Source organism: Psychrobacter sp. GW64-MNA-CIBAN-0177 (assembly GCF_040309585.1).
GTDB lineage: Bacteria > Pseudomonadota > Gammaproteobacteria > Pseudomonadales > Moraxellaceae > Psychrobacter > Psychrobacter okhotskensis.
This window is the reverse complement of record NZ_JBEOOY010000013.1, coordinates 1-12554: the sequence shown is the minus strand read 5'-3', so window position 1 is coordinate 12554 and position 12554 is coordinate 1. Positions and strand designations below refer to the sequence as shown.

Genomic DNA, 12554 nt, shown 5'->3' with positions numbered 1-12554 from the left:
TCATGTTACTGCTAAATGCAAAAAACTCTTTATTATCAGAGATTAAAGCCAGTATAGAAAATAACTTGCTGGCTGATAATCAAGCCATTAGTACACTTAGCTTAACTGATACTTTACGTCATAATATCTTAAAAACCTTAATCACCTATAGCGATAAAATCCCGCATCCGGCAAGTGGCGCTAGCCCTATAAATAGTGAAGTCTCAGGTACGTTGAGCCGTTGGCAGATTCTGGCCTATGTGGCAGGGATTGATTTAACGATTGCAAAATGGTTTGAGTCGCACTTGGATGCGCTAAGCATTTTACATGAAGTAGGCTACGATAAAGCGGATCTAGGGTGGTGGGCTGTTTGGGCAGCAGAAGGTAATCCTATAGGTTATGAGCAAGGAAAAGTCAGTGGTACCAAAGCGTGGTGTTCAGGGGCCAATATGGTAGATCATGGACTCATAACGTATCGTAATGCCAATGATCAAGCGCAATTGCTTGTCGTAGATATGAGGCAATCTGGTATTGAGATTGATAACGAGGAGTGGCAAGCGGTAGGGATGAAAGCCACTGATACAGCGACATTACAGTTCCATGAAGTATCGGCTATTCAAGTTGGGAGAGCCAATGAATACCTAGAACGGGTGGGTTTTTGGCATGGGGCGGCAGGCGTTGCGGCTTGCTGGTATGGAGCAACGTCTTACCTAGCAGACTATTTAATCAGTGCTTATCAGCAAAAGCCAAACGATTATAAAGCCATGTATTTGGGTCAAATTAGTACGGCATTGGCAGTTACTCAGAAATATTTTCATTATGTTGCTGATTTAATCGATAGTCAGCCACAGATCAGCCATGAACTTGCCATACGCCAGTTAAGGTCACAAGTTGAGCAAGTCGCTCGCCAAGTAGTGGAGGTTGTCGGACAGGCATTGGGCGCAGCGCCATTTTGTCGCAATGCTCATTTTGCAAGATTGTCAGCGGATCTGCCCGTGTTTATCCGCCAAAGCCATGGCGCTTTTGACTTACAGAAAATCGGTGAGTTAACTAGCGTTTTAGCCAATGAGTTAACAGACAGGCAGGATAATATATGGCAACTATAGTATCTATTAACACTACAAAGCTTATACCCAAAGATGATGCCGTCGCGAATGCTGCTATTTTTGAAGGTAACCATCCGATCGTGGGTGACCGTGTTATTGAAGGTGATGGCACCAGTCAAGAAGCTTGGCAAAATTGGGTAGGGCTGCAAGATTTGACTCAATTGGAGATTACAAAAAGCTTTACGCCCTATCAACGAGTCTGCATCTTCGCCCCGCATCCTGATGACGAAGTACTAGGCTGTGGGGGTCTGTTGCAACAACTGGCAGCAAATGGCAATCCTATTGTTCTTATTCACGTGACCAATGGCACACAAAGTCATCCGAACTCGCAAATTTATTCTCAAGAAAGCCTTGATACTATCCGACCACAAGAAAGTGTTAAAGCGCTGGAAGTATTGGGTGTGGCTAATCAGGTCACGACTATGGCTCTAAATTTAGCAGATGGCAATGTCTTTGCCCAACAAGATCAGTTTCACCAAGAATTATCCGCAATTATTCAACCTGAGGATATTTTAATAACCACTTTTATAAATGACGGACATCCTGATCATGAGGCAACTGGACAAGTGGTCGCTTCATTTGCCAAGCAGCAGCACCTAGCTTGTTATCAAGTATTAATTTGGGCGTGGCATTGGGCAAAACCTGGCGATAGCCGTATCCCTTGGCACTGTGCAATGAGAGTTAATTTAACCACTGAGCAATTACAGCGTAAACTCCAAGCCATCACCTGCTTTAAAAGTCAAATTACTGCAGATGACAGCACGGGAAGCCCACCAATCTTATCGGCGAAAGCGATTGCTAGAATCAGCCAACCTTGGGAAGTCTATTTATATGAGTCACACCCCTAAACCTAAGCCACCAATGGATATCAGTAACTTAGTCGATAGTTTAGAGTATTCTAAAACTGTCTCCGCTGACGGTACTGCTATTAGCAACCAATTAGCTGCTTATTCAGAATCGTATTTTGACGCGTTATATAATGACAATACCGATCCATGGCAGTATCAAACTCGTTGGTATGAAAAACGAAAACGTGATATGTGTCTAGCGATACTGCCGCAATCTCAATATAAGCATGGCATTGAATTAGGCTGTGGCAACGGCGTACTGAGTGAACTATTGGCTCAACGTTGTCATGCTTTGGTGAGTATTGATGGCAATCAGCAGGCGGTGCAACTTGCTAAAGAGCGCTTAGCAGAGTTACCTCATGTTAAGGTGATACAAGGGGTTATTCCCAATAGATTATTGACTTTAAAAGATGCCCTTTGGGATACTTATCTTTTATCGATTAGTACACCTGTTAATGAGCCGCCCTTTGATTTAATTGTCATTAGTGAGATTTTATATTATTTATCACCCAATGATATTGACACAGTAATCGCTTGGACTGAGCAAAACCTTGCTGTAGGCGGTACATTACTATGCTGTCATTGGCGGTATGCTATTGAGGGTTTCACGATGACAGGTGAGACCGTGCACCAGCGCTTGCACGATGTTTTTAATTTCACAAATAATGAGAAGCATCAGGTTACGTTCACTCATCAAAGCAAAATAATAGACAGCGATTTCTTATTAGATGTTTGGCAACGCTCCCCAAGCTCGGTAGCTATGCAAGAAAACTTGGTATGACAAAGTGTAGCATTCAGCAAAATAGGCAAAGGTAGGAGATATGAGAATCGGTATTGTAATTCCTGCTCATAACGAGGCGATGACTATCGCTAAATGCTTAGCATCAGTGCAATCTGCTATCGATCAATTACCTTCAACCATTAAGGCGTACCCGCTGGTGGTCCTCGATAGTTGTACTGATGATACGCAGAAATTGGTTAAGGCCACGGGCGTTGATTATCTATGCTGTAACTATCACTGTGTGGGACAAGTGAGAGACATTGGAATTCGTTATGCGATCGAAAATGGTGCGACATGGCTTGCCTGTACAGATGCTGATTCAGTTGTGCCTATGGATTGGTTGGTACAGCAAATTGAACATATTATCTATCAGCCGACTGATATGATTTGCGGCGTGGTAGACATTGATAGCTGGGCACATTTGACGCCGCAAACGCGCGAAGATTATATCGCTCATTATCAAGATAGGATGGGACATCGTCATATTCATGGGGCAAATTTAAGTTTTAACAGCGAGGCTTATTTAGCTGTTGACGGCTTTACGCATCTGCCATGCCATGAAGATGTGGATTTGGTTAAAAAGTTTGAAGACCAAGGCTATGCTATTACTTGGAGCAATCGCGTTCGTGTGCTGACCAGTAGCCGCTTGAAAGCTCGGGCGACAGAAGGTTTTGCAGTGTTTTTAGCTAATCTAGAAAACAATAATTTATATTAATATACTCACTATCAGATTTTACTTACTTATTACTGAATGTGGATATACTTCAAAAATATTAATTAGAAATCCTGTCAAACAAGCTTAATCGACAGCTTACAAACCTCAGACAGCTATATTCATACCAGTAAGTGCGTAAAGTTTAAGAAGGAGGGAGAGGCGTCTTACCTCAATACCTTCAAACTAAATCTTCTTCAACATCATAAAAACTAAAGCATCTTTAATCTAGATCAGGGTCTAGACATTATACACAGGGAGGTAATTAATGGATTGGGCTAGTATTTTTATCTATGACACGACTTGGTCGTTTGCCGCTGAAATCGTCATACGTGTGATAGTGATGTTTGCTATGATTATTTCGTTTCTACGATTCACGGGTAAACGAGGCATTCGCCAACTTTCTATTTTTGAGTTAACTATTATTCTATCACTGGGATCTATCGCTGGTGACCCCATGTTCACTAAAGATTTGCCGCTTATTCAAGCTGTGCTTATCATGGGTATTGTGCTGCTACTTTATAGATTGTGTACTTGGGTTACCGCAAAATATAAGGTTTTTGAGAATTTACTAGAAGGCAAAGCTACTTATATCGTTGAAAATGGCTTGTTTGTACTTGAAGATGTTAAGAAAGATAAAATGTCTCATGATGAGTTCTTTGCTGAAATGCGTCAATATGGCGTGCGTCATTTAGGACAAGTAGAGACAGGATTGCTCGAAACAGATGGTGAGTTTAGTGTACTATTGTTTCCACGCAATGAGACCCAGTATGGGCTACCTATTTTCCCCAAAGAGTTTCAGGCAGCGAAAACCATAGAGAATGGGCAGCCCTACGCTTGTATGCATTGTGGTTATGTGAAATATATATCAGATCTAAATGAAGAATGTAGCCGTTGTCAACACTCAGTAGGTTGGGCTAAGGCTCTTAGTACTAAGATCGTAAATTAAATTCGGCAGAGGCTATCCTGAATTCTGTGTAACTGCTTATTCTCCTGTTATTGGATTATAAGCAGTTACACAGTTTTTAGGAAAGGCTCTATTAGTTTTTTATTTCATTCATCTTTTTATAGACATCAAAACAGGCTTTTTACTTAGCAGTAGTAAGCCTGTTTCCGATGTAATGAGTCTCGCAAATGTGCAACGAGCAGTTTTAACTTTTGATCTGGTTGCCTGGCCTTAGGATATACTGCATACATGCCCAGTTCCTTTCGTGTAAACCGTTGCAAAATCTGAGTAAGTGTATGTTGTTGTATCTCCTCATGGACCAACGCTTGGGGCAAAAAAGCAATGCCTAAATCGCTGAGCGTGGCTTGTTTAATCGCACTAAGATGATTGCTATGAAACCTACCATGGACAGGCATTAATTGCTCTGTGCCGTCTATACATACTGGCCATATGTTGTTAGAGGTATTATCTAACTTATAGATTATGCACTCATGATTGTCTAATTCTTCAGGGGTTTGAGGCGTACCATATCGCTTTAAATAGTCTGGCGTCGCACATATCACCCATCGGCTATCTATAAGACGTCTTGCAATGAGCGATGAGTCTTCAAGCTCAGCGGTCCTTATTGCCAAATCAAAACCTTCTTCTATCAAGTCAACCAAGCGATTGGTAATTTGTAAATCCACCGATATTTCAGGATGTTGTTTACAGAATTCAGCAATAGATTCGCTCAATATCAAATTTGCAGAGACCACAGGCAGGGTTATTCGTATGGTGCCTTTCATATCCTCGCTGTAACCCGTTACTGCATCTTCAGCTTCCTGAAAGGCATGTTTAGCAATTTTAGCTTTGTCGTAAAGCGTCCTGCCGGCATCGGTTAAGCTCAACTTTCTAGTGGTTCTATAAATGAGTTGAGTATTTAAGTTCTCTTCTAATCTTGCAATGCGCTTGCTCACTACTGAATTGGTTAATGATAGCTTTTCAGCGACTTTAGAAAATGACCCTTCCTCAACAACTTGGACAAATAAAACCATATCGTCAGCTTTGACCATACTTGTGCTCCAATTGGCGTAATGCGGATTAGATTATAGCAAAAAAGGAAAATAACATTGTCCATTGATGCAATATATCAATTAATTAACAAGGCGTAGACTATTTTAGGGCTTTTTGAACATGGGCCATAGACTGTCGCAAGTCGTGCTCGGTTTTGTCTACAAGACGGCTTGGATAAATTAGCAGTCCCTGTTTGTGAATGTTTAATACAACTTAGTCATCATTGAGTCGTCAAAATAAAGGCTGCGATGACTTGGTTCAAGGAAGATCACACAATCAAAAGGATGTAATTTTGAATCAAACAATATATGGGCTGTTGGCATTACTGCCAATCGTTCTCTGTGGTATTTTTCTTATAGGCTTGCAATGGTCGGCCAAAAAAACAATGCCAATTATTTTAGCTGTTACCGCTGCGCTTGCCATTTTTATATGGGATATGACGCTTAACCGAGTGTCATCATCTATTATTCAGGGTTTGGTGATAACTGTCTCGGTGTTGTGGATTGTCTTTGGTGCTATTTTTTTGCTGAATACATTGAAAAATACTGGTGCAATCGCCGTTATCCGTGCTGGGTTTACCAATGTATCGCCAGATAGGCGTGTGCAAGCCATTATTATTGCATGGTGCTTTGGCTGCTTTCTTGAGGGTGCCTCAGGTTTTGGTACAGCTGCCGCTATTGCTGCGCCTTTGCTGGTGGCGATAGGATTTCCAGCGCTGGGTGCAGTGTTGATGGGCATGATGATACAAAGTACACCTGTATCATTTGGTGCGGTCGGTACGCCTATCGTTATTGGGGTAAATAATGGGTTAGATAAAGCGGCCATTAGCGCTCAACTGGCACAAGAAGGACTACAGTGGGGCGACTTTTTACAACTGATTACCAGTCAAGTCGCCATTATTCACGGTGTCATTGGTACGTTTATGCCACTTTTTATGGTGATGATGCTCACCCGCTTTTTTGGTAAGAATAAAAGCTGGAAAGAAGGCTTCGCTATTTGGCCGTTTGCGATTTTTGCAGGCTTGGCATTTACAATCCCTTATATGATAACCGGTGTTTTTTTAGGGCCAGAGTTTCCTTCACTGGTCGGAGGTTTAGTTAGTATAGCCATTGTTGTAAACGCTGCTAAAAGAGGGTTTTTAGTCCCAAAAACAACTTGGGATTTTGCGCCTCAGAAAAACTGGCCAAGCGAATGGATGGGTAAACTGGTGGTCAGTAAAGAAGATGTGACGCTTGATTTAACCAGTAAAAAGATGTCTGCGGTTATGGCGTGGTTCCCTTATTTACTCGTTGCAGTCTTACTGGTGTGCTCAAGAGTATTCGCTGGATTTGAATCCTTATTAACCAGTGCAACGTTAGATTTTACGACGGTTTTAGGAGAGGCAGATGTAAGCGCTAGTTTTAGTCCTCTGTACTTACCTGGAGGCTTGTTAGTAATAAGCGCCTTGGTTGCCGCTGCTCTGCAAACTAAAAAACCAGGTAGTGCACTAAATAATGCCTTTAAAGAATCAACTAAAACGGTCTTAGGAGCTGGTTTTGTACTGGTTTTTACGATTCCAATGGTCAGAATCTTTATCAATTCAGGGGTAAACTTATCAGATGTGGCGAGTATGCCAGTCGCCAGTGCCGAGTTGTTTGCGGGTACTTTTGGCAACGCTTTTCCGTTAATTAGTTCTACCATCGGTGCACTAGGGGCCTTTATCGCGGGTTCTAATACCGTTTCTAACATGATGTTTAGTCAATTTCAGTATGAAGCGGCGGTGAGCCTACGTATTTCACCTTCTTTAATCATAGCGTCTCAAGCTGTTGGTGCCGCAGCCGGTAATATGGTTGCCATACATAACGTGGTGGCTGCATCAGCAACGGTGGGTTTACTTGGTATGGAGGGCGCCACACTTAGGCGTACTATTTTACCTACCATCTATTATGTGTTGTTCTGCGGGATTATCGTCATGGCTGCCATTTACCTCTTTGGTTTTCAAGGGCCTTTAGCATTATGAGTGACACACAATCACCAAATAAAGAGCGTCATATGCCGTCATTAAATAGAGCTTCATCAAACCTTTTCTCATCGAATATAGCGCATCAAGACCAAGACATACTCCGTCCTGAGCAAGTATTAGACAAGCTAACTCATTTACTGGGAGCCAGTAATGTACAGGCTGATCCAGAGAAAAACGAACACTATAGAATGGGGTGGCGCTCTGGTGGCGGCAGCGCTTTGGCTGTTTTGTTTCCGCAAACCTTGCTGGAAATTTGGCGTTGCCTAGAAGTGTGCGTTGAGGGTAACTGCATTATTATCATGCAAGCGGCAAAAACAGGCCTAACCGAGGGCTCAACGCCAAGCGGTAATGACTACGATAGACCAGTTGTGGTGATTAATACGCTGGCAATAGACCAATTGTATTTGATAAATGATAATGAGCAAGTAATCAGTTTGGCTGGGGCGACTCTACACCAACTACAAAGTCAGCTGAAAGCGGTGAATAGAGCGCCGCATTCGGTGATTGGTTCCTCGACTTTAGGGGCGTCTATTATTGGTGGGATTTCGAATAACTCGGGAGGGTCCTTGGTAAAAAGAGGCCCTGCTTACACTGAGTTGGCTTTGTTTGCGCAGATTAACACACAAGGTCAGTTGGTATTGGTTAATCATCTAGACGTAGAGCTAGGTGATACGCCAGAAGAAATACTGACTAATTTGCAAAATGGTAATTTTGATAAAAGAGAATTACCTGATAGTGGCAAGATGGCATCAGACAAAGAATATATCGCCAGAGTAAAAGATATTGATGCAAGTACGCCAAGCCGCTTTAATGCTGATAAGCGCCGACTGTATGAAGCCAGTGGCTGTGCAGGCAAGTTGGCGGTATTTGCAGTACGCCTAGATACTTATCCAACCGCTACAAAAGAGAAAGCTTTCTATATAGGCAGTAATAGTGTCAGTGAGCTTGCCCAGTTAAGAAGGCAGATATTATCAACTTTCAAAAATACCCCCGAAGTTGGCGAATATATGCATCGCGATATATTTGATGTATCCGCTAAATACGGTAAAGACACTTTTTTAAGTATCAAGCATCTCGGCACAGATGCCTTACCAAGGTTATTCTCTATCAAAGGCGCTATTGACGCTAAATTTCATAAGTGGTCGTGGATGCCAAAGCATTTCACCGATAAAGTCATGCAGTTTATAGCTAACTTATTTCCAAAACATTTACCTGAGCGCATGCTAGCGTACCGTGATAAGTACGAGCATCATCTCATAATAAAAATGAGTGATGACGGGATAGTGGAAGCTCAAGAATTTTTGCAGTCGTTTTTTGCGGCATCAAAAACCGGTAGCTATTTTGAATGTAGTAAAGAAGAGTCAGAAAGCGCGCTTTTAAATCGTTTTGCGGCAGCCGGTGCCGCATTACGCTATGAAATCATACATGAAAAAGAAGTTGGTGAGATATTGGCATTAGATATTGCCATACCGCGTAATGAATTAGAATGGCTTGAAACCCTACCTGAAGAAATTGAAAAACACTTAGAGATGAAGCTGTATTACGGACACTTCTTTTGCTATGTGTTTCATCAAGATTATATTTTGAAAAAGGGTAGTGATGCTCAATATGTGAAAACGATGATGCTAGAGCTGTTGAATCAACGCGGCGCAAAATATCCTGCTGAACATAATGTCGGACACTTATATGAAGCAGAACCTGATTTGCAGAACTTCTATAAAAGTTTAGACCCAACCAATACCTTTAATCCTGGCATTGGTAAAACATCAAAAAATAAACGCAACTGCTCGTGCTGTGTGTAATAGTTAGTGTAGGCTGAGCTTTATGCTTCAAAAGCAAGTCAGTTCTATTCATTATGATTAAGCATTCTATCGCTGATCTTTATGCTGAAGCACGAGTACAAAGCTAGAATAAAAAAAGATATGTCATTTGGCACTAATCAACACACCATTAGAGATTCAAAAATATTACATAGATATCTAACAGCATAAAAAGGGTAAGCGTATGATTATTTCATCTCCAAACGACTACAGGGCTGCTGCCAAGCGCCGACTGCCACCATTTCTATTTCATTATATAGATGGCGGTGCTTATGAGGAATATACCTTAAAGCGTAATGTTGAAGATTTATCAAAAATTGCTCTTAGGCAACGTGTACTGAATGATATGTCACAGCTCAGTCTCGAGACGCAATTATTTAACGAAACCCTATCCATGCCTGTCGCATTGTCACCAGTCGGTCTCACAGGTATGTATGCACGTCGTGGGGAGGTACAAGCCGCTATGGCAGCCGATCAAAAAGGCATTCCGTTTACCATGTCGACGGTTTCGGTTTGTCCGATTGAAGAAGTGGCGCCTAAAATCATCCGTCCAATGTGGTTTCAGCTTTATGTATTAAAAGACCGAGGCTTTATGAAAAACGCCTTAGAGCGTGCCAAAGCTGCGGGGTGCTCGACCTTGGTTTTTACGGTGGATATGCCGGTACCAGGCGCACGCTACCGAGATATGCACTCTGGCATGAGCGGTAAAAATGCCACTATGCGCCGTTACTTACAGTCTGTGACGCATCCGCAATGGGCATGGGATGTAGGACTAAATGGCCGTCCGCACGATCTGGGCAATATCTCTACTTATTTAGGCAAGCCAACAGGGCTAGAAGATTATATAGGCTGGCTAGGTAATAACTTCGATCCCTCTATTTCTTGGAAAGATTTAGATTGGATTCGTGAGTACTGGGATGGACCTATGGTCATCAAAGGTATTTTGGACCCAGAAGATGCCAAAGATGCGGTGCGTTTTGGGGCAGACGGTATAGTCGTATCCAATCATGGTGGACGACAACTAGACGGTGTTTTATCCAGTGCACGGGCGCTGCCTCCTATTGCTGATGCGGTGAAAGGAGAGATTAAAATCTTAGCCGACTCTGGAATACGCAATGGCTTAGATATTGTGCGCATGTTAGCTTTAGGCGCTGATATTTGCATGCTAGGGCGCGCCTTTATCTATGCTTTAGCAGCGGATGGCGGTGCAGGGGTAAGTAATTTGCTAGAATTGCTAGATAAAGAAATGCGCGTCGCGATGACCTTGACTGGCGCCAAAACGATTGCTGATATTAATTCTGACTGTTTGGCAAAACTGGATAATTAAACTTGAAGCCGTCAGTTTAGTCATCAAGCATAAGAGTGAAACTCATAATATTGTTGACTTACTAGGGATAGACGGATATACCTTAGAGAATTGGCTGACCCAGTATCACCAAAAAATAAATGATTAATACCTAAAGCTAGCAACGTCTTGGCTGATGAGAAGCGAGAGCTTCAAGATCCACATAAACAGGTTAAGTGGCTTACACCATAGAAAACCTACATTTAAGACGGCACGACTATTTTTAATGAATTTGATCAGGAGATCAAGGATGACTATTGATAACCACGTACTACGCGAACGCATCCGCTTATTAAGCTCATTTCTAGGAGAGGCGATTTCTCGGCAAACGGGTGAACAAACGCTTAATACGATTGAAACCCTGCGCAAAGGCTTTATCCAACAACGACGCGCGCCTAACGAAGCGAACCAGCAACAACTCATCGACTTCATAGCCTCATTAGATAACCAAACCTTAAAAAATGTCATCCGCAGCTTTTCTATCTATTTTTTCTTAGCCAATCTAAGTGAAGAGAATTACTTACGAGAACAACGTCAAGCCTTGCGTATGCAATCGGAACATAGCTGGGAAGGCTCGTTTCGGCGTACGCTGCTTGAATGTCGTGAGCGCAATATTGAACCCGCCCAAATGCAAGAGCTGATTGAGCAACTAAAATTTATCCCAGTATTCACCGCCCATCCGACTGAAGCGCGTCGCCGTACGACGATGAATCTATTGCAGAGTTTATTCAAGCATAGCGATGCTTTGAATAATCTTCCTGAAAACAGTTTCGCCTATGAGCAAGCGAAAGAACAAACGGCGCAAACCATTGATTTATTATGGTCATCTGATGAAGTACGGACGCGTAAACCTTTAGTCTATGACGAGATCAATAATGGCCTGCATTATTTCAATGCCAGTTTATTCAGCGCCATTCCCAAAGTTTACCGTAATATTAAAGACGCCATTGTTGATATCTATCCTGAGCTAACAGACTATCCCTTACCGGCGTTCATGAGCTTTGGTTCTTGGATCGGTGGTGACAGAGATGGCAATCCCTTTGTCACTCATGACACCACAGAAATGGCCGTATTGATGCATGCCAATACCGTCTTGCGTCACTATCAAGTGTTGATCAAAAAATTGCGTCGTGAACTGATTCACAGCGATACAATTGTCGCTATCGAACCTGACGTGTATACAAAAATTGAAAGTTATCGTGAGCTCGACAGACGAGTCTTTGATTACAATACTGACGATTACAACAATGAGCCGTACCGAAGACTGTTATCGATTATTCTTGCCAAAATAAAATCGACTAATAGCCATATTCAAAGCAAAGGTAGTGATAGCGAGGCTGAAAAAGATGCTTACACCAATCCGCAAGAATTGTTAGAAGATTTACGCATCATTCGGAAAAGTGTCAATACTCATGACAAGGCACATAGTGACGGCTTATTACTTGATACGATTCGTCTGGTCAAAACCTGTGGTTTTCATTTGGCAGCGCTCGATATTCGTCAAGAGTCCTCTTATCATAGCGAGGTGATAGCTGATATTTTTGCCAATGCCTCTAATCTGCCAGATTATCAAATGCTCACTGAAACTGAGCGCCAAGAATGGCTAACGCGCTTACTTGAAAAGCCCGGTACACCGCTCATTTATACCGATAACTTGAGTGATAAAACACGCGAACAATTGGCTTTGATGAACTCTGTGGCAACCTTACGTAAACTGGTCGGGCAAGATACTTTCGGCAGTTACGTCATATCAATGACCAATAACGCCAGTCAATTATTAGAAGTGTTACTACTCATGCGCTTTGCAGGCTTATGTACAGTGAATGACGAAGGGCAACTGTCCGCTGACTTACCCGTCGCACCCTTGTTTGAAACCATCGAAGACCTTAAAAATATCGATAAGATTTTACCTGCCGTCTTGGATAATCCGCTTTATCGAGGGTTGCTGCAACACTTAGATAA

General features: G+C 42.3%; 10 protein-coding genes. 9 read left to right on the top strand and 1 reads right to left on the bottom strand.

Annotated features, from left to right (window positions below):
- Positions 1-2 precede the first annotated feature (2 nt).
- From AAEY79_RS09315 to AAEY79_RS09295, 5 genes are all read left to right on the top strand, one after another.
- The gene (locus AAEY79_RS09315; RefSeq protein ID WP_350587995.1) at positions 3-1085 is read left to right on the top strand and encodes an acyl-CoA dehydrogenase; all 1083 of its coding nucleotides are present in this window, start codon (positions 3-5) and stop codon (positions 1083-1085) included.
- Complete coding sequence (locus tag AAEY79_RS09310) at positions 1073-1933, top strand: PIG-L deacetylase family protein (protein WP_025652012.1); 861 nt, start codon at positions 1073-1075, stop codon at positions 1931-1933. The genes AAEY79_RS09315 and AAEY79_RS09310 overlap by 13 nt, the downstream gene beginning before the upstream one ends.
- Positions 1917-2714 carry a class I SAM-dependent methyltransferase gene (locus tag AAEY79_RS09305; RefSeq protein WP_025652013.1) on the top strand — a complete coding sequence of 266 codons (798 nt, stop codon included), beginning with the start codon at positions 1917-1919 and terminating at the stop codon, positions 2712-2714. The genes AAEY79_RS09310 and AAEY79_RS09305 overlap by 17 nt, the downstream gene beginning before the upstream one ends.
- A gap of 40 nt (positions 2715-2754) precedes the next feature.
- On the top strand, positions 2755-3429 hold the full coding sequence (locus AAEY79_RS09300) for a glycosyltransferase family 2 protein (RefSeq protein ID WP_101211586.1): 675 nt from the start codon (positions 2755-2757) through the stop codon (positions 3427-3429).
- Between the two features lie 265 nt (positions 3430-3694).
- The gene (locus AAEY79_RS09295; RefSeq protein WP_350587996.1) at positions 3695-4375 is read left to right on the top strand and encodes a YetF domain-containing protein; all 681 of its coding nucleotides are present in this window, start codon (positions 3695-3697) and stop codon (positions 4373-4375) included.
- A gap of 143 nt (positions 4376-4518) precedes the next feature.
- Here the strand turns inward: AAEY79_RS09295 and AAEY79_RS09290 are convergent, their stop codons facing one another.
- Positions 4519-5424, bottom strand: a complete 906-nt coding sequence (locus tag AAEY79_RS09290; protein ID WP_025652016.1) for a LysR family transcriptional regulator — start codon at positions 5422-5424, stop codon at positions 4519-4521.
- 293 nt (positions 5425-5717) lie between these two features.
- On the opposite strand from AAEY79_RS09290, the gene AAEY79_RS09285 reads away from it, so the two are divergent.
- The 4 genes from AAEY79_RS09285 to AAEY79_RS09270 all read left to right on the top strand — a co-directional run.
- Positions 5718-7424, top strand: a complete 1707-nt coding sequence (locus AAEY79_RS09285; RefSeq protein ID WP_352288122.1) for an L-lactate permease — start codon at positions 5718-5720, stop codon at positions 7422-7424.
- Positions 7421-9229: a D-lactate dehydrogenase gene (gene dld / locus AAEY79_RS09280; protein ID WP_352288119.1), complete on the top strand. Its 1809-nt coding sequence runs from the start codon at positions 7421-7423 to the stop codon at positions 9227-9229. Before AAEY79_RS09285 ends, dld begins: the two co-directional genes overlap by 4 nt.
- Positions 9230-9431: 202 nt before the next feature.
- On the top strand, positions 9432-10574 hold the full coding sequence (gene lldD, locus AAEY79_RS09275; RefSeq protein ID WP_352288116.1) for an FMN-dependent L-lactate dehydrogenase LldD: 1143 nt from the start codon (positions 9432-9434) through the stop codon (positions 10572-10574).
- Between the two features lie 268 nt (positions 10575-10842).
- A partial coding sequence (locus AAEY79_RS09270; RefSeq protein ID WP_352288113.1) for a phosphoenolpyruvate carboxylase occupies positions 10843-12554 on the top strand: 1712 nt, incomplete at its 3' end.